Origin of the sequence: Prescottella defluvii (assembly GCF_000738775.1) — a bacterium.
Classification (GTDB): domain Bacteria; phylum Actinomycetota; class Actinomycetes; order Mycobacteriales; family Mycobacteriaceae; genus Prescottella; species Prescottella defluvii.
This window is the reverse complement of the sequence record NZ_JPOC01000026.1, coordinates 72,007-89,632: the sequence shown is the minus strand read 5'-3', so window position 1 is coordinate 89,632 and position 17,626 is coordinate 72,007. Positions and strand designations below refer to the sequence as shown.

The window sequence follows — 17,626 nt, the reverse complement described above, 5'->3', positions numbered from 1 at the left end:
GCGGGGCGGCGGATACGGGGGATCCGAGCCGGGTCCGGGCGATTCGGCGTCACTGACTACGATTGGGGGGTGACCAGTGCGCCAGAGACTCCCCAGACCCCCGCAGACGCCCTCCCCAAGAGCTGGGATCCCAGCGCGGTAGAGGCCGACTTGTATCAGGGCTGGGTAGACGCCGGTTACTTCACGGCCGACCCGTCGAGCGACAAGCCCGGCTACTCGATCGTGCTGCCCCCGCCGAACGTCACCGGCAGCCTGCACATGGGCCACGCGCTCGACCACACCCTGATGGACGCGCTGTGCCGCCGCAAGCGGATGCAGGGCTTCGAGGTGCTGTGGCTGCCCGGCATGGACCACGCGGGCATTGCGACGCAGACCATCGTCGAGAAGCAGCTCGCAGCCGACGGCAAGAAGAAGGAAGACTTCGGCCGTGAGCAGTTCATCGAGAAGGTCTGGGACTGGAAGCGCGAGTCCGGCGGCACGATCCAGGGCCAGATGCGGCGCATCGGCGACGGCGTCGACTGGTCCCGCGACCGCTTCACGATGGACGAGGGCCTCTCGCGCGCCGTCCAGACGATCTTCAAGCGCCTCTACGACGACGGCCTGATCTACCGCGCCGAGCGCCTCGTCAACTGGTCGCCGGTGCTGCAGACCGCGATCTCCGACATCGAGGTGAAGTTCGAGGAGGTCGAGGGCGAGCTCGTCTCGCTGCGCTACGGCTCCCTCAGCGACGACGAGCCGCACGTCGTCGTCGCGACCACCCGCGTCGAGACGATGCTCGGTGACACCGCGGTCGCCGTCCATCCCGAGGACGAGCGCTACAAGCATCTGGTCGGCACGACGCTGCCGCACCCGTTCCTGGATCGGCAGATCCCGATCATCGCCGACGACTACGTCGACCCCGCGTTCGGCACCGGCGCCGTGAAGATCACGCCCGCGCACGACCCCAACGACTTCGAGATGGGTGTCCGGCACAACCTGCCGATGCCCACCATCATGGACAAGACCGGCAAGATCGCCGACACCGGAACGCAGTTCGACGGCATGGACCGTTTCGAGGCCCGCGTCAAGGTGCGCGAGGCACTCGCCGAGCAGGGCCGCGTCGTCGCGGAGAAGCGTCCGTACGTGCACAGCGTCGGCCACTCGGAGCGTTCCGGTGAGACCATCGAACCGCGCCTGTCGATGCAGTGGTGGGTCAAGGTCGACGCGCTCGCGAAGGCCGCCGGTGACGCGGTCCGTAACGGCGACACCGTGATTCATCCGGCCAGCCAGGAGCCTCGCTGGTTCGCGTGGGTCGACAACATGCACGACTGGTGCATCTCGCGTCAGCTGTGGTGGGGTCACCGCATCCCGATCTGGTACGGCCCGAACGGCGAGGTCAAGTGCTTCGGACCGGACGAGACCGCACCCGAGGGCTGGGAGCAGGACCCCGACGTCCTCGACACCTGGTTCTCGTCGGGGCTGTGGCCGTTCTCGACGATGGGCTGGCCCGACAAGACTCCCGAGATCGAGAAGTTCTACCCGACAAGCGTTCTCGTCACCGGCTACGACATCCTGTTCTTCTGGGTCGCCCGGATGATGATGTTCGGTACGTACGTGGCCGGCGACGACGCCACGGCGAGCGGGAAGGTGCCGTTCAAGGACCTGTTCCTGCACGGCCTGGTTCGTGACCAGTTCGGCAAGAAGATGTCGAAGTCGCGCGGCAACGGAATCGACCCCCTCGACTGGGTGGACCGCTTCGGCGCGGACGCTCTGCGCTTCACGCTGGCCCGCGGCGCCAACCCGGGCAGCGACCTGGCCGTCGGTGAGGACCACGCGCAGTCGTCGCGCAACTTCGCGAACAAGCTGTTCAACGCCACCAAGTTCGCGCTCATGAACGGTGCGGTCGTCGCGGACCTGCCGGCCCGCGAGCAGCTCACCGACGCCGACCGCTGGATCCTCGACCGGCTCGAGCAGGTCCGCGGCGAGGTCGACGAGGCGTTCGAGAAGTTCGAGTTCTCCAAGGCCTGCGAGGCGCTGTACCACTTCGCGTGGGACGAGGTGTGCGACTGGTACCTCGAGCTCGCGAAGCCGCAGCTCGCCGAGGGCAGCGTGTACGCCGACGGAACGAAGGCAGTGCTCGGCAACGTGCTCGACACGCTGCTGCGGATGCTGCACCCGGTGATCCCGTTCGTCACCGAGACCCTGTGGAAGGTCCTCACCGGCGGCGAGTCCGTCGTGATTGCCGAGTGGCCCGCCGGGACGGGTATCGCGACGGATCCCGTTGCGGCGCAGCGCATCGAGGACATGCAGCGCCTGGTGACCGAGGTCCGCCGCTTCCGCAGCGACCAGGGTCTCAAGCCGTCGCAGAAGGTGGCTGCACGCCTCACCGGCGTGGCCGAGGCCGACATCGAGAGCCAGCTGGCGTCGGTGGCGTTCCTCGCGAAGCTCACCGAACCGTCCGACACGTTCGCGGCCACCGCGTCCGTCGAGGTGCGGTTGAGCAAGGCCACGGTCACCGTCGAACTCGACACCTCGGGCGCGGTCGACCTGGGCGCCGAGAAGAAGCGGCTCGAGAAGGATCTCGCGGTCGCCGAGAAGGAGCTCGCCGGCACCACCGCCAAGCTGGGCAACGAGGCGTTCCTCGCGAAGGCCCCCGACGCGGTGGTCGACAAGATCCGTGCCCGCCAGCAGGTGGCGCAGGAGGAGATCGCCCGCATGTCGGCACGTCTGAAGGAGCTGGGCGGAGCGTGACCACCGAACGCCCGGGCGCACCGGACCCGGTCGATCTCGCCGAGCTCGCACTCGTCGAGGCGGAGCTGGATCAACGCTGGCCCGAGACCAAGATCGAGCCGTCGCTGACCCGGATCTCCGCGCTGATGGACCTGCTGGGCTCGCCGCAGGACAGTTATCCGTCCATTCACGTCGCCGGCACCAACGGCAAGACGTCGGTGACGCGGATGATCGACGTGCTGCTCACCCACCTGCACCGTCGGACCGGACGGACCACCAGCCCGCACCTGCAGCTGGCGACCGAGCGGATCAGCATCGACGGCGCCCCTGTCCCGGTGCGGACGTACATCGACACGTACCGGGAACTCGAGCCGTACATCGCGATGATCGACCGGCAGTCCGAGGCCGCCGGCGGTCCCGCGATGAGCAAGTTCGAGGTCACCACCGCGATGGCGTACGCCGCCTTCGCGGAGGCGCCCGTCGATGTCGCCGTCGTCGAGACCGGTCTCGGCGGAAAATGGGACGCCACCAACGTCATCGACGCGCAGGTCGCGGTCATCACCCCGATCGGCCTCGACCACGTCGACTATCTCGGCCCCGACCTCGAATCGATCGCGGGGGAGAAGGCCGGGATCATCAAGAAGGGCCGCGACAGCGGGGTCGAGGGCGTCGCCCCGACCGACACCGTCGCGATCATCGCCGAGCAGAGTCCCGAGGTGATGGACGTGCTGCTGCGCCGGGCCGTCGAGGCGGATGCCGCGGTGGCCCGCGAGGGATCCGAATTCAAGGTGCTGCGCCGGCAGATCGCGATCGGTGGCCAGCAGCTCGAGTTGCACGGCCTCGGCGGTGTGTACGACGACATCTTCCTGCCGTTGCACGGTGAGCACCAGGCGCGCAACGCGTCGCTGGCGCTCGCGGCGGTGGAGGCGTTCTTCGGCGCCGGACCCGACCGTCAACTCGACGCGGACGCGATCCGCGCGGGCTTCGCGTCCGTCGTCAATCCGGGCCGGCTGGAACGGGTCCGGAGTGCGCCGACGGTGTTCCTCGACGCCGCGCACAATCCGCACGGGGCGCAGGCCCTCGCGGCCGCGCTGGTCGCGGAGTTCGACTTCCGCAAGCTCGTCGGTGTCGTCAGCGTCATGGGAGACAAGGACGTCGACGGCATCCTCGACGCCCTCGAGCCGGTGTTCGACGAACTGGTCGTCACCCACAACGGATCGCCCCGGGCGATGGATGTCGAAGACCTCGCGAACCGTGCCGTGGCGCGGTTCGGCGACGAGCGGGTGGTCGTCGCGCCGACGCTGGCGGACGCGCTCGAGACTGCGATCGGGCTGGCGGAGGAAGTCGCCGAGCCCGGTGAGGCAGTCTCGGGGGCGGGCGTCGTCGTCACTGGTTCGGTTGTCACTGCGGGCGTTGCCCGCTCCCTGTTCGGAAAGGACCCCGCGTGAGCGAGACCCCGGAGACTCCAGACAACTCCCCGTCCGGGTTCCGGCCACCGGCGAAGGATCCGTGGAAGGGGTTCCGCGGTGTCATGGCAGGCACCCTGATCCTCGAGTCGATCGTGGTGCTGCTGGCGCTGCCGGTCGTTGCCGTCGTCAACTCGACGGGCCTGACGTGGGTGTCGGGTCTGTACATCTGTGTGCTGGCGCTGCTGATGATCCTCGGCGCCGGGCTGCAGGGACGCCCGTGGGCGATGACGTTCAACCTGACACTCCAGGTGTTCACGATCCTCGGCTTCTTCATCGACACGGCACTCGGCGTGATCGGCGTGCTGTTCGGCGCGGTGTGGCTGTACATCGTGTACCTGCGCAGGGACATCGCGCGCCGGATCGAGCGGGGTCTGCTGCCCGGGCAACGAGACTGACCGTCTAGGCTGTTCGCCGTGACTGAGCGCACCCTGGTACTGATCAAGCCCGACGGCGTGGCCCGTGGCTACGTCGGCGAGATCCTCTCCCGCATCGAACGCAAGGGTCTGACCATTGCGGCGATGGAGCTGCGGACGGCATCCGGCGATATCGCCGCGACGCACTACGCCGAACACGAAGGCAAGCCGTTCTACCCGGGGCTGCTCGACTTCATCACCTCCGGACCGCTCGTGGCCGCCGTGCTCGAGGGGCCGCGCGCGATCGCTGCGTTCCGTCAGATCGCCGGCGGCACCGATCCGGTGGAGAAGGCGGTCCCCGGCACCATCCGCGCCGACCTGGCTCTCGACGGTGGACAGAACCTGGTCCACGGATCCGATTCGGTCGAGTCCGCCGAGCGCGAGATCGCCCTCTGGTTTCCCCAGCTCGTTCGGGTCTGAGACCCACAACTCGGGACGCTCCCGGGCCGTCGTGCCCGCGGAGCGTCCTTTTGTTTTGTCACCTACCGGTGCGCCGATGAGACGACACTCCGCTCCGGTGTGGGATACTGAAATCGGTCGGACCGCAATTTTGCTTCACGCGGACCCGATCGGATGACACCACGGTGCGAAGCCCGTCATCGCTGCCCTACCGGCGCAGGTAATCCCTGTTCCGTCCGGCACGCTGGATGATCAGGCGCTCGTGTCGTGATCGGTCAGGCGCCCGCGCCGTGGATCACCGCCATCCAGCCAGGCACCGCGCGATTCCGCAGTGATCAACGGACACTGCGAACCACGTGGAGCGAGACCATACAATCTCGGACCCTCGGTGCGAGTACACAACCATCGCCCTCGCGCGGCCGCGTCACATCCGATCGACAGACGGGTGGACGCGCCCGGGGGCTCGAGGAGAATACGTGGCCGATCAAGCGCCGCCCGAAAACGTTAATGAACCGATCGCAGAAGGATCGGTCGACCCGAGTACCACTCCGGTACTCCCCGAGAAGATCCGAGTCCACGCGCTCGCCAAACTGCTCGGGGTCACCAGCAAGCAGGTGCTCGCAGAGGCCGCTGCGCTGGGTACCGAGTTGCGCAGCGCGCAGTCCAGCCTCCAGCGCGAGATCGCCGAGCGCATCCATGCCACCGTGTCCGGTGCAACGGAGACCGCTGCTCCGGAACCGGCCGCCGAACCCGTCGCGGAGCCGGTCGCCGCCGAGACCGCGCTGGTCGAGGCCGAACCGGAGGCCGCGCCCGTCGAGAAGCCTGCGCCCCGCAAGCGGGCCCGCAAGAAGGCCGCCCCGAAGGCCGAGGCCGTCGTCGAACCGGTGACCGAGGCCACCTCCGAGGCCACCGCCGAGACCGAGGCCCCCACCGCGGAAGCGGCACCGGCACGCGCCGGCGACGACTTCACCGGGCTGTTCACCAACGTCGAACCCGGTACCGAGCACGAGCCCGCCGCCGCGCCTGCCGTGGTGCAGGCCCCGCTGTTCCTCCAGCCCGACGCGGCTACTGCTGAGACCGCGCCGCGTCGTCGGCGCAGCCGTCGTGCCGCCGCAGCCCCCGAGGTGACCGACGAGTCGCAGACCCAGGCCACCGACTCCGCACCGGCCGTCGCCGAGGAATCGGCGGCTCCGGCCGGCGGCGCCGTCGACCGTGCAGGCGCGGGGGAGACCCGCACCGCCGAGACGGCCGAGACCTCCGAGGCCTCCGAGGGCGCTGCGGCCTCCGAAGCGTCCGAGACCGACGGTGAGGGCGGCGAGCAGCAGCGCCGGCGTCGTCGTGGACGCCGTGGCCGTGGCCGTGGCCGTGGCGAGCAGCACGCGGACGGCACCGAGTCGGACGAGTCCGATGAGTCTGCCGAGTCCGCCGAAGGCGGCGCAGGCAGGACCGGCACGGTCGTCGACGCCGATACGGCGCCGACTGCCGAGGGCGAGGCCGTGGATGCGGCCGAGGCGTCCGAATCCGGTGAATCCGCCGAGGACGAGCAGGCCGAGTCGGACGAGTCCGGTGACGGCAGCAGCCGTCGCCGGCGTCGGCGTCGTCGCCGCAAGGGCGGCAGCGACGGGGACGTCTCGTCCGAGGACGATCCGCCGAACACCGTCGTCCACGAGCGTGAACCGCGCAACAAGACCCGGGCCGTCAAGGACGAGGTCCAGGGCATCAGCGGATCGACGCGACTGGAAGCCAAGCGTCAGCGCCGTCGTGACGGCCGGGATGCCGGTCGTCGCCGTCCTCCGATCCTGAGCGAGTCCGAGTTCCTGGCACGCCGCGAGGCGGTCGACCGGGTCATGGTCGTGCGGGAGAAGGTCGGCGGCACCAACCCGGCGGCGTCCACGCAGGTCGCGGTCCTCGAGGACGGCGTGCTGGTGGAGCACTTCGTCACGGGATCGTCCTCGACGTCGATGGTCGGCAACGTCTACCTCGGTCGGGTCCAGAACGTGCTGCCCAGCATGGAGGCGGCGTTCATCGACATCGGGCGTGGCCGCAACGGCGTCCTGTACGCCGGTGAGGTCAACTGGGAGGCGGCCGGCCTCGGTGGCCGGGAGCGCAAGATCGAGCAGGCTCTCAAGCCGGGCGATCAGGTGCTGGTCCAGGTCAGCAAGGATCCGGTCGGTCACAAGGGTGCCCGCCTGACCACACAGATCAGCCTCGCCGGACGGTTCCTGGTGTACGTGCCCGGTGGCACCTCCACCGGCATCAGCCGCAAGTTGCCCGACACCGAGCGCAAGCGTCTCAAGGAGATCCTGCGGGAGATCGTGCCCGCCGACGCCGGTGTGATCATCCGGACGGCCTCCGAGGGGGTCAGCGAGGAAGAGCTGGCGCGCGATGTCACCCGGCTGCAGACGCAGTGGGCGACCATCGAGGAGCAGGCCGCGAAGGCGAAGGACGGCAAGTCGGGCACGCCGCAGGCGCTGTACGAGGAGCCCGATCTGCTCGTCAAGGTCGTCCGCGATCTGTTCAACGAGGACTTCTCGAAGCTCGTGATCGAGGGCGAGAAGGCCTGGAGCACCGTCGAGACCTACATCAAGACCGTGGCGCCGGATCTGCTGTCCCGGGTGGAGCGGTACGACGTGTCGTCCGGTGCCCCGGACGTCTTCGAGGCGCATCGCATCGACGAGCAGCTCGCCAAGGCGCTCGACCGCAAGGTCTGGCTGCCGTCGGGCGGAACGCTGGTGATCGACCGGACCGAGGCGATGACCGTGGTCGACGTCAACACCGGCAAGTTCACCGGTGCCGGCGGCAACCTCGAGGAGACCGTCACGCGGAACAACCTCGAGGCGGCCGAGGAGATCGTGCGGCAGATGCGGCTGCGCGACATCGGCGGCATGATCGTCGTCGACTTCATCGACATGGTGCTCGAGTCCAACCGCGATCTGGTCCTGCGCCGGCTCACGGAGGCGCTGGGCCGGGATCGGACCCGTCATCAGGTCTCCGAGGTGACCTCGCTCGGCCTGGTCCAGATGACCCGCAAGAAGCTGGGCACCGGCCTGGTCGAGGCCTTTTCCACGACGTGTGAGCACTGCCACGGCCGCGGGATCATCGTGCACAGCGAGCCCGTCGAGGTGAAGTCGGCCGACGACGGCGGCCGGGGTCAGTCGAAGGAATCGGGCAGTGGCCGCAAGAAGCGTGGTCGTGACCGCGCGACTTCCGCGGCGGCGCCGGAACCGGTGGCCGACGCACAGCCGACGCATCCGAGTACGGAGGAGTCGGCCGCGGACGCGACCGTCAAGCGGGCGCATCCGGTGGCCCTTGCGATGGCCTCGCATCACGATGAGCACGAGACCGGGTCGGACGAGCGTGCGGGGGTCGACGTCGAGTCGACGCCGCACGTCGAGCCCGCGCCGGAGCCCGAGTCCGCACCGGAGCCGACGCCTGTGGCGCACGCCGCCGAGTCGGACAAAGCCACCGAGTCGGACAAGACGGCCGAGACGGACAGGGACGTCCCTTCCCGGGGACGTCGACGGAGTCGGCGGGTGTCGCGTGCCGCGGCCGCGCCGGAAGGTGAGACTTCCGACACGGGAACGGTTTTCGTGATTCCGGTCACCGAACCCGCGCCGGCACCCGAGCCTGCCAGTGTTCCCGAGGCGGCTCCGGACGCAGCTCCTGCGGCCGGGGAGGCGGCAGCGCCGCCGGACGGCGAGGTGCCCGCTGCACGTCGTCCGCGCCGCCGTCGTGCCGCTGGACGTCCCGCAGGCCCGCCTGTGGACGTCGAGGCCTGACGAATGTCGTGGCAGTGCGCCGCTCCGTGGGTGACCCCGGGGCGGCGCACTGCGACAACGGGACCGGTCGACCCGCCAGTTTGACCCTGACGGTCGCCGTCCCGTAATCTTGACCGGTCGCTACCCGGCGATACCGCTCTGCTGCGCCCGCTTTGGGCAAATATGGGCGCGCAAGGGGTAGCCGCCACAACAGACCAGTCGCGCAGCATTGAAAGCCTCCACGGCAGCGGCGCGAGCACGTTCGAAGTAGCAAGGGGTAGCCGTCCGATGGCAACGTACGCGATCGTCAAGACCGGCGGAAAGCAGTACAAGGTCGCTGTTGGTGACCTCGTCAAGGTCGAGAAGATCGAGGGTGAGCCCGGCACCGCTGTCTCGCTTGCCCCGGTCCTCGTGGTCGATGGGTCCGAGCTGACCCTCGACGCCGACAAGCTGGCGAAGATCTCTGTGACCGGTGAGGTCGTCGAGCACACCAAGGGCCCGAAGATCCGGATCCACAAGTTCAAGAACAAGACCGGCTACCACAAGCGCCAGGGTCACCGGCAGAAGCTGACGATCCTCAAGGTCACCGGCATCAAGTAGCTCGAACTTTCACCGATTCAGCTTTCACCGAACCCTGGGAGGGATTCGACATGGCACATAAAAAGGGTGCATCCAGCTCCCGTAACGGTCGCGATTCAAACGCACAGCGCCTCGGCGTCAAGCGCTTCGGCGGCCAGTCCGTCAGCGCCGGCGAGATCCTCGTGCGTCAGCGTGGCACCCACTTCCACCCCGGCGTCAACGTCGGCCGTGGCGGTGACGACACCCTGTTCGCTCTCTCCGCGGGCGCCGTCGAGTTCGGCACCAAGCGTGGGCGCAAGACCGTGAACATCGTTCCGGTCGCGGCAGAGGCCTAGGTCTGCTGCCACTTACGGTCCGGTCTCTCAGCGTCTCGACAAGCTGAGCAGTCCGATTCCGTTCCGATCTCCCAGTGGGGGCGGGCCAGGGTCTCAAACCCTGCCCGCCCCTACTGTCGTTTTCACCGCGGTGCGTCGTCTACGTCACACCGCATCAACCGCAAGATTTTTGACTGAGGAAGGATCCGGCAGTCATGTCCCGATTCATTGACCGCGTGGTGCTGCACGTCAGCGCCGGAAGAGGCGGCAATGGTTGCGCCTCCGTCCACCGCGAGAAGTTCAAGCCGCTCGGCGGCCCCGACGGTGGAAATGGTGGTCGCGGCGGGGATGTCGTGCTGGAGGTGGACGGCAACGTCCACACCCTCCTCGACTTTCACTTCCACGCCCGCGCGAAGGCGACCAACGGCACCCAAGGAATGGGCGGCAACCGTGAAGGCGCCAACGGTTCCGACCTGACCCTCAGGGTGCCGGACGGCACCGTCGTCCTCGACAAGGAGGGCAACATCCTGGCCGACCTCGTCGGGGTCGGCACCCGATTCGTCGCGGCGCACGGCGGTCGCGGTGGACTCGGGAACGCCTCGCTCGCCTCCAGGGCGCGCAAGGCGCCGGGTTTCGCGCTGCTCGGTGAGGAAGGCGAAGCGGGGGACCTCGTCCTCGAACTCAAGTCCGTCGCCGACGTCGGACTGGTGGGCTTCCCGTCCGCCGGCAAGTCGTCGCTCGTGTCCGTCCTGTCCGCTGCCAAGCCGAAGATCGGCGACTACCCGTTCACGACGCTCCAGCCCAACCTCGGCGTGGTGTCGAGCGGCGACACGACGTTCACCGTCGCCGACGTGCCGGGTCTGATCCCCGGCGCCAGTCAGGGCCGCGGACTCGGTCTGGACTTCCTGCGACACCTCGAACGGTGCGCGGTTCTCGCGCACGTCGTGGACTGCGCGACCCTCGAGCCGGGTCGGGACCCGATCTCCGACGTCGACGCCCTCGAGGCCGAACTGGCCGCGTACCAGCCTGCGCTCCAGGGCGACGCCGGACTCGGTGACCTCGCGGACCGGCCGCGGATCGTGATCCTCAACAAGGCGGACGTGCCCGAGGCCGCGGAGCTCGCCGAGATGGTGACCCCGGACTTCGAGGCCCGTGGTTGGCCGGTGTTCACGATCTCCGCGGTGAGTCGGGACGGGTTGCGGCCCATGACCTTCGCGCTGGCGAAGATGGTTGCCGACTACCGCGAGGCGCATCCGAAGGCGGAGCCGAAGCGTCAGGTGATTCGCCCGGTCGCCGCGAAGGAGACCGGCTTCAGCGTCATCGCCGACCCGGAGAACCCGGGTGGCTTCATCGTGCGCGGTACCCAGCCCGAGCGGTGGGTGCGGCAGACGGCGTTCGACAACGACGAGGCCGTCGGCTACCTGGCGGACCGTCTGGCTCGCCTCGGTGTCGAGGACGAACTGGTCAAGCAGGGTGCCGAGCCCGGCGCGTTCGTCACCATCGGCGACGTCGGCTTCGAGTGGGAGCCGCAGACCGCGGCCGGCGTCGACGTCGTGCGGACCGGTCGCGGCACCGACGCCCGACTCGACCAGGTCGACCGCATCGGCGCCCACGAACGTAAGCATGCGCAGCGGGCGCGGCGTGGACTGCCGACCGAGGACCCCAAAGACAAGTGAGTGAGACCAGAGCCGCCATTGCGTCGGCGCGCAGCATCGTCGTCAAGATCGGGTCATCGGCACTCACCAGCCTGATCGGCGGGCTGGACGTAGGGCGGCTCAACCTGCTCGCTGATGCGCTCGAGGCGCGTATGCGGGCCGGTTCGGATGTGGTCGTCGTCTCGTCCGGTGCGGTCGGTGCTGGTCTGGCACCGCTCGGATTGACGCATCGCCCAAGGGATCTCGCGACGAAGCAGGCGGCGGCGAGCGTGGGCCAGTTGGCGCTGGCCCACGCGTGGGGGACCTCGTTCGCGCGGTACGGCCGCACCGTCGGCCAGGTGTTGCTCACCGCCGACGACATCGCTCGGCGGACCCAGCACCGCAACGCCCAGCGCACCCTCGACCGGTTGCGGGCGCTGCACGCGGTCGCGATCGTCAACGAGAACGACACCGTCGCGACCACCGAACTGCGGTTCGGCGACAACGACCGGCTCGCGGCGCTGGTTGCGCACCTGGTGGGCGCGGACGCGCTGGTTCTGCTCTCGGATGTCGACGGCCTGTACGACGGTGATCCCCGAAAGGGCGGGGCCACACTGATTCCCGAGGTCAACAGCCCCGAGGATCTCGACGGTGTGGTGGCCGGCTCCGGGGGCGCACTCGGCACCGGCGGAATGGCATCCAAGCTGTCGGCCGCGCGCCTGGCCGCCGATTCGGGTGTCCCGGTGCTGCTGACCGCGGCATCCGACGCGGCGTCCGCCCTCACGACGGCCGATGTCGGCACCGTCTTCGCGGCCCGGCCGCATCGGATGTCGGCGCGCAAGTTCTGGGTGCGCCATGCGGCCGACACGCAGGGTGCGCTGCACCTGGATGCCGGCGCGGTGCGGGCGGTGGTGGAGCGTCGACGGTCGCTGCTGCCCGCGGGTATCACCACCGTCGGTGGCCGCTTCTACGGTGGCGACGTCGTCACCCTCATCGGTCCCGAGGAGCGGCCCGTCGCGCGCGGCGTGGTTGCGTACGACTCGTCGGAGATCGAGGAGATGCTGGGTCGTTCGACGACGGACCTGCCGGCGGACATGCACCGGCCGGTGGTCCACGCCGACGATCTGGTGCCCTTGTAGGGAACTCGATCAGCGGGGCAGGGCAGCGGCGAGGGTCTCGAGGACCTCGGAGCTGCCCTGTTCGAGTTTCAGGGCTGCGAACTCGTCGCCGCGAGTGGAACCGCGGTTGACGATGACGACCGGGATCCCGTCGCGGGACGAGCGGCGCACGAAGCGCAGCCCGGACATCACGGTGAGCGACGAGCCGACGACCAGCAGTGCGTCGGCGCCGGTGACCATCTCGAAGGCCGCCGCGACCCGCGGCTTCGGGACGCTCTCGCCGAAGTACACGATGTCCGGCTTGAGCATGCCGCCGCACACGGCGCAGTCCACCATCCGGAAGTGCTCGGTGCTCTCCACGACGGCGTCGGCGTCGGGTGCGATCTCCACCCCGCTCGCGGCGGCGACGGTCTCGGCGAAGCCGGGGTTCGCGGCGTCGAGCCGGTCGGCGAGTGTCATCCGGGACGTCCGGTCGCCGCAGTCGAGGCAGCGGACCTGCGCGTAGCTGCCGTGGAGGTCGATCACGCTGCGACTGCCGGCCTTGGTGTGCAGCAGGTCGACGTTCTGGGTGATCACGCCGTGCACGACACCGGCGTCCTCGAGCGCGGCGAGCGCGCGGTGGCCGGCATTGGGCCGGGCCGCGTCCATGTGCCGCCACCCGAGGTGATTGCGGGCCCAGTAGTGCCGCCGGAACGAGGGATCGCCCACGAACTGCTGGTAGGTCATCGGGTTCCGTGGCGGCGAATCGGGGCCGCGATAGTCGGGGATCCCGGAGTCGGTGGAGATTCCCGCCCCGGTCAGCACGCACACACGGCGGCCGTGGAGCAGTTCGAGCATTCGGTCGATCACCCGATCCAGGGTAGGCGTGTCCGATCCGTTCAATCCCCGGCGGTGGTCGGCGCCGGAGACTGGTCGCCATGACCACCGTGAACCCGATTCCCGACGGATACCGAACCCTCACGCCGTACCTGGCGGTCCCCGACGGCGACGCCGCACTCGACTTCTACGTCCGCGGCCTCGGCGCGGTGATCGTCGACCGGATGGATGCCCCGGACGGCACCGTGATGCACGCCGAGATCCGGATCGGCGACTCGATGCTCCAGCTGTCGCAGGAGATGCCCGACTTCGGGCTGAAGGCGCCCGAGCAGGGCTGGGTGCACTCGTCGCTCGTGGTGTACGTCGAGGACACCGACGCGTTCGTCGACTCCGCGGTGCGGGCGGGCGCGACCGTGATCACTCCCGTGGCCGACGCGTTCTCCGGTGACCGGCACGGGGTGTTCCTCGATCCGTTCGGGCACCGCTGGGCCGTCTGCACCCGCATCGAGGACGTCACGCCGGCCGAGGTGGCGCGGCGCGCCCGGGAACTGTTCTTTCCGGATCCGGTGTCCTGACTGCGACACGGTGCGTCGAATTCGCGGGAAACGCCACCGTGGGCGGTTTCACTCTCTATCGTGACCAAATTGGACATATGTCCACGTCGGCGCCGTTCGCGGTGGTCGGCCACCCTCGGTCCCCACAACGAGAGAGCCCTTCATGGTGTCCACATCCCCGTCCGGTGAGTCCGGCGCTTCCACGCGCCGGGCTCACGTCGTCCGCACGATACTGGCGGTGCTCGTCATCGCGCCGCTCGCGATTGCCGGCTTCTACATGTGGGCCCTGTGGAATCCGGGCGACACCGTGAACAGGCTGCCGGTCGCGATCGTCAACGCGGACGCGGGCGCCGACCTCGACGGGACCCGGCTCGTTGCAGGCGACGACGTGGTCGCCGCCCTCGTCGACAGCGGCGACGTCGACTGGAAGGTCGTCTCGGCCCAGCAGGCCCAGGATGGCGTCGACGACGGCAGGTACTACTTCTCGGTCGTGATCCCGGAGACGTTCAGCGCCGATGTCGCGAGCGCCGCCAGCGGTGCGGGCCGCAAGGCCCAGCTCGACGTGGTCTACAACGACTACAACAGCCTCGTCGCGACCCCGGTCGGGGAGAGCGTCGTCGCGCAGGTGCGCTCGGCGGTGTCCGAGTCGATCGGTGAGCAGTCCGTCGATCAGGTCCTCATCGGTCTCGGCGATATCGGAAAGGGCTTCGGCGAGGCCGCCGCCGGTGCACAGCAGCTCTCGGCCGGCACGAAGGACGCCCTCGCCGGCACCAACGAGCTGTATGCGGGCAGCAAGGAGCTGTCGACCGGTCTCGGCGAGGCGAACCAGGGTGGCAAGGAGCTCGCGGCCGGTGCCGGGGAGCTGGCTACGGGTGCCGACCAGGCTGCGGCCGGGTCGGGCGAGCTGAGTGCGGGTCTGAACCAGCTCGTGGGTGGCACCGACGAACTGGGAGCCGGGGCGAAGCAGATCAGTGAACTGGTGGACACGGTGACCGGACCGCTGCTCAGCGTGCTCGGCGAGGAGGGTGACATCCAGTCCCAGCTCGTCGAGTTGCGGGACGGTGCGCGCGAACTGGCACGCCAGCTCAGCGACCCGACGGCCGACTACCGTGGCGGCCTGATGTCGGCGGCCGCGGGTGCCGGGGAGCTGAACACCGGTCTGGGGCAGCTGTCGTCCGGGGCGCACCAGCTGAGCGCCGGCGCGAACGAGCTGTCGTCGGGCCTCGGCCAGCTGAACGCCGGTGGCATCCAGCTCCGTGACGGTCTGGGGCAGCTGTCCACCGGCATGGGCCAGCTCGACAGCGGCAGTAACGAACTCGCGACGGGCCTGACCGACGGCGCCGCGCAGGTTCCCCAGTTCACCGAGGAGCAGCGGGCCACCACCGCCGGGCTGCTCTCGGCACCGGTCGCCGTCGAGGAGACGTACGCCTACCCGGCGGCCGGGTTCGGGCCCGGCGCGGTGCCGGCCGTGATGTCGGTGCTGCTGTTCCTGTGCGGCATCCTGATCTGGTTCGTCGTTCGCCCGCGTCGGGGACGTCCGCAGCGCGTGCACGAGAACGTGATCCGGGAGGGGCTGCGCCGGTACCGGGTCCCCGCGGCGGTCACGCTCGTCGCGGCACTCGTGGCGTCGGTGGTGTCGCTCGTCGTCGCCGACGCGGATCCGCCGAGTGCCCTGGCCCTGACCGCGGTCATGATTCTGGTCGGTGCAGCGGCGGTCGCGCTGGGACGGCTCTTCACGGTGGTCTTCGGCGCCGTGAACGGCACCTTCATCGCCTTGGGTGCGTTGATGATCCAGATCTTCGCCTTCGGCGCGGTCTACCCGATCGAGCAGATGCCGGCGCCGCTGCAGTGGCTGCACGCTCTGATGCCGCTGACATGGGCCCGCAACGCCATGCGGATGGTGCTGGTCGGGTACTACGGACCGCGCTTCTGGATCGCGGTCGCCGCACTCGCCGCGCTCGTCGTCGCCGCCGTGGCGTTCACCATCTGGTGGCGCCGCCGGCAGGAACCGGTGGTCGAGGAGATTCCCCCGATGGACGATCCGACCATCGTGATGGAGCGGATCAGCTGATCTCGCAGCAGGCAGGGCCCGGTCGACGAATCGACCGGGCCCTGCCTGCTCGTCGGGACTACGACGCGGCGCGCTCGTCGTCGAGGGTGATCAGCGGGTACACCCCGTTCTCGTCGTGCACCTCACGTCCGGTGACCGGCGGGTTGAACACGCACAGCATGCGCATCTCGGTGACCGGTTCCACACGGTGCCGCTCGTTCCCGTCCAGCAGGTACATCGTGCCCGGTCGCAGTTGGTACACCTCGCCGTTCTCGAGGTCGGTGAGGATGCCGTCGCCGGCGACCAGCCACACCGCCTCCACGTGGTTGGCGTAGTGGAATTCGTTGACCGATCCCGCGCGAATCGTGGTCTCGTGGAACGAGAATCCCACGCCGTCGCCCGCGAGGATGATGCGCTTGCTGCGCCAGTTGCCGTCGTCGCTGGTGATGTCGCGGTCGGTGTCGGTGATGTCGTCGGTGGTGCGGACGATCATGAAAGTTCCTCTCGGCGCTACGTTTCCGGTTGGAGCGGAGGTGTCAGGCGAAGACCTTGGCGGTGGCCTCCGCGAGGATGCTCAATCCGTGGTCGAGTTCGGCGTCGGTGATGGTGAGCGGCGGCAGCAGCTTGACCACCTCGTCCGACGGGCCCGACGTCTCGGCGAGCAGTCCCTCGTCGAACGCGAGGCCGCAGACCTTCACGGCCATCCCGGGATCGTCGAACACCAGTCCCTGGACCATGCCGCGTCCGCGGGTGCTGACGCCATCGAAGGTGACGGCCAGGTTCGAGAAGATCTGGTTGATCCGCGCGCCCTTCGCGAGCGTCGATCGATGCAGCGCGTCGTTCGACCAGTAGTGGTCGAGGGCGGCGGTCGCGGTCACGAACGCCGGATTGTTTCCGCGGAACGTGCCGTTGTGCTCACCCGGCGCCCACAGGTCCAGTTCCGGCTTGAAGAGCGTCAGCGCCATCGGCAGGCCGTAACCGCCGATCGACTTCGACAGGGTGACGATGTCCGGGGTGATTCCGGCGACCTCGAACGAGAAGAACGGGCCGGTGCGACCGCACCCCATCTGGACGTCGTCGACGATCAGCAGGATGCCGCGTCGGGTGCACAGATCCGACAGGGCGCGCAGCCATTCCGGTCGCGCCACGTTGACGCCGCCCTCGCCCTGCACGGTTTCGACGATCACCGCGGCCGGCTGGTTGAGCCCGCTGCCCGAGTCGTCGAGGACGCGCTCGAACCAGTGGAAGTCGTCGGTGGCTCCGCCGAGGTAGTTGTCGAACGGCATCGGCGTCGCGTGCACCAACGGCACACCTGCGCCGGCACGTTTCATGGAGTTGCCGGTGACCGACAGTGCACCCAACGTCATGCCGTGAAATGCGTTGGTGAAGTTGATGATCGACTCGCGGCCGGTCGCCTTGCGGGCCAGCTTCAGCGCCGCCTCCACCGAGTTGGTGCCGGTGGGCCCGGGGAACTGGACCTTGTAATCGAGCCCGCGGGGCTCGAGGATGTTGCGCTGGAAGCTCTTCAGGAAGTCGCGTTTGGCGACGGTCGACATGTCCAGTCCGTGGGTGATGCCGTCGCCCGCGATGTAATCGATCAGGGCCTGTTTCATGACGGGGTTGTTGTGCCCGTAGTTGAGGGCGCCCGCCCCGGCGAAGAAGTCCAGGTAGTCGCGGCCGGACTCGTCGCGGATCCAGGCGCCGGACGCCGATTCGAAGACGGTCGGCCAGTTCCTGCTGTAGCTCCGCACCTCGGACTCGAGGGACTCGAAGATGCTGGTCTCGATAGTGGTCATGAGTGAATGTTCCTTCC

General features: G+C 68.9%; 14 protein-coding genes. 11 read left to right on the top strand and 3 right to left on the bottom strand.

Going from position 1 to position 17,626, the window contains the following annotated elements; genetic code table 11:
- Positions 1 to 69: 69 nt before the first annotated feature.
- From IJ15_RS0110690 to proB, 9 genes are all read left to right on the top strand, one after another.
- Entirely contained in the window at positions 70 to 2,730 is a 2,661-nt protein-coding gene (locus IJ15_RS0110690) for a valine--tRNA ligase (RefSeq protein ID WP_031938330.1), read from the top strand.
- A complete protein-coding gene (folC, locus tag IJ15_RS0110685; protein ID WP_031938329.1) occupies positions 2,727 to 4,157 on the top strand; it encodes a bifunctional tetrahydrofolate synthase/dihydrofolate synthase in 1,431 nt (476 codons plus the stop codon). Before IJ15_RS0110690 ends, folC begins: the two co-directional genes overlap by 4 nt.
- 83 nt (positions 4,158 to 4,240) lie before the next feature.
- The gene (locus IJ15_RS0110680; protein WP_081880685.1) at positions 4,241 to 4,573 is read left to right on the top strand and encodes a DUF4233 domain-containing protein; all 333 of its coding nucleotides are present in this window, start codon (positions 4,241 to 4,243) and stop codon (positions 4,571 to 4,573) included.
- Between the two features lie 18 nt (positions 4,574 to 4,591).
- A complete protein-coding gene (gene ndk, locus IJ15_RS0110675; RefSeq protein ID WP_031938327.1) occupies positions 4,592 to 5,011 on the top strand; it encodes a nucleoside-diphosphate kinase in 420 nt (139 codons plus the stop codon).
- A gap of 455 nt (positions 5,012 to 5,466) precedes the next feature.
- Complete coding sequence (locus tag IJ15_RS0110670; RefSeq protein ID WP_031938326.1) at positions 5,467 to 8,769, top strand: translation initiation factor IF-2 N-terminal domain-containing protein; 3,303 nt, start codon at positions 5,467 to 5,469, stop codon at positions 8,767 to 8,769.
- A 267-nt stretch (positions 8,770 to 9,036) separates the two neighbouring features.
- Positions 9,037 to 9,348 (top strand): 50S ribosomal protein L21, encoded by a 312-nt coding sequence (rplU, locus tag IJ15_RS0110665; protein WP_031938325.1) that lies wholly within the window; start codon positions 9,037 to 9,039, stop codon positions 9,346 to 9,348.
- Positions 9,349 to 9,398: 50 nt separating this feature from the next.
- On the top strand, positions 9,399 to 9,662 hold the full coding sequence (gene rpmA / locus IJ15_RS0110660; protein WP_031938324.1) for a 50S ribosomal protein L27: 264 nt from the start codon (positions 9,399 to 9,401) through the stop codon (positions 9,660 to 9,662).
- A gap of 194 nt (positions 9,663 to 9,856) precedes the next feature.
- On the top strand, positions 9,857 to 11,317 hold the full coding sequence (gene obgE, locus IJ15_RS0110655) for a GTPase ObgE (RefSeq protein ID WP_031938323.1): 1,461 nt from the start codon (positions 9,857 to 9,859) through the stop codon (positions 11,315 to 11,317).
- Entirely contained in the window at positions 11,314 to 12,414 is a 1,101-nt protein-coding gene (gene proB, locus IJ15_RS0110650; RefSeq protein WP_031938322.1) for a glutamate 5-kinase, read from the top strand. The genes obgE and proB overlap by 4 nt, the downstream gene beginning before the upstream one ends.
- A 9-nt stretch (positions 12,415 to 12,423) precedes the next feature.
- Here the strand turns inward: proB and IJ15_RS0110645 are convergent, their stop codons facing one another.
- Entirely contained in the window at positions 12,424 to 13,230 is an 807-nt protein-coding gene (locus IJ15_RS0110645; protein WP_031938321.1) for an NAD-dependent protein deacetylase, read from the bottom strand.
- 80 nt (positions 13,231 to 13,310) lie between these two features.
- Here IJ15_RS0110645 and IJ15_RS0110640 point away from each other — a divergent pair, with 80 nt between their 5' ends.
- Together IJ15_RS0110640 and IJ15_RS0110635 are read left to right on the top strand one after the other, a co-directional pair.
- Positions 13,311 to 13,784 (top strand): VOC family protein, encoded by a 474-nt coding sequence (locus tag IJ15_RS0110640; RefSeq protein WP_031938320.1) that lies wholly within the window; start codon positions 13,311 to 13,313, stop codon positions 13,782 to 13,784.
- 142 nt (positions 13,785 to 13,926) lie between these two features.
- Complete coding sequence (locus IJ15_RS0110635) at positions 13,927 to 15,834, top strand: YhgE/Pip domain-containing protein (protein ID WP_031938319.1); 1,908 nt, start codon at positions 13,927 to 13,929, stop codon at positions 15,832 to 15,834.
- Between the two features lie 58 nt (positions 15,835 to 15,892).
- On the opposite strand, the gene IJ15_RS0110630 is transcribed toward IJ15_RS0110635, so the two are convergent.
- On the bottom strand, positions 15,893 to 16,306 hold the full coding sequence (locus tag IJ15_RS0110630; protein WP_031938318.1) for an ectoine synthase: 414 nt from the start codon (positions 16,304 to 16,306) through the stop codon (positions 15,893 to 15,895).
- 43 nt (positions 16,307 to 16,349) lie between these two features.
- Complete coding sequence (ectB, locus tag IJ15_RS0110625; protein ID WP_031938317.1) at positions 16,350 to 17,609, bottom strand: diaminobutyrate--2-oxoglutarate transaminase; 1,260 nt, start codon at positions 17,607 to 17,609, stop codon at positions 16,350 to 16,352.
- Positions 17,610 to 17,626: the final 17 nt, after the last annotated feature.

Bases quoted from the DNA above. Each gene is read 5' to 3' on its own strand.
- IJ15_RS0110680 (WP_081880685.1), top strand. From the start codon at position 4,241: ATGGCAGGCACCCTGATCCTCGAGTCGATCGTGGTGCTGCTGGCGCTG.
- rplU (WP_031938325.1), top strand. From the start codon at position 9,037: ATGGCAACGTACGCGATCGTCAAGACCGGCGGAAAGCAGTACAAGGTC.
- rpmA (WP_031938324.1), top strand. From the start codon at position 9,399: ATGGCACATAAAAAGGGTGCATCCAGCTCCCGTAACGGTCGCGATTCA.
- obgE (WP_031938323.1), top strand. From the start codon at position 9,857: ATGTCCCGATTCATTGACCGCGTGGTGCTGCACGTCAGCGCCGGAAGA.
- IJ15_RS0110645 (WP_031938321.1), bottom strand. From the start codon at position 13,230: ATGCTCGAACTGCTCCACGGCCGCCGTGTGTGCGTGCTGACCGGGGCG.
- IJ15_RS0110640 (WP_031938320.1), top strand. From the start codon at position 13,311: ATGACCACCGTGAACCCGATTCCCGACGGATACCGAACCCTCACGCCG.
- IJ15_RS0110635 (WP_031938319.1), top strand. From the start codon at position 13,927: ATGGTGTCCACATCCCCGTCCGGTGAGTCCGGCGCTTCCACGCGCCGG.
- IJ15_RS0110630 (WP_031938318.1), bottom strand. From the start codon at position 16,306: ATGATCGTCCGCACCACCGACGACATCACCGACACCGACCGCGACATC.
- ectB (WP_031938317.1), bottom strand. From the start codon at position 17,609: ATGACCACTATCGAGACCAGCATCTTCGAGTCCCTCGAGTCCGAGGTG.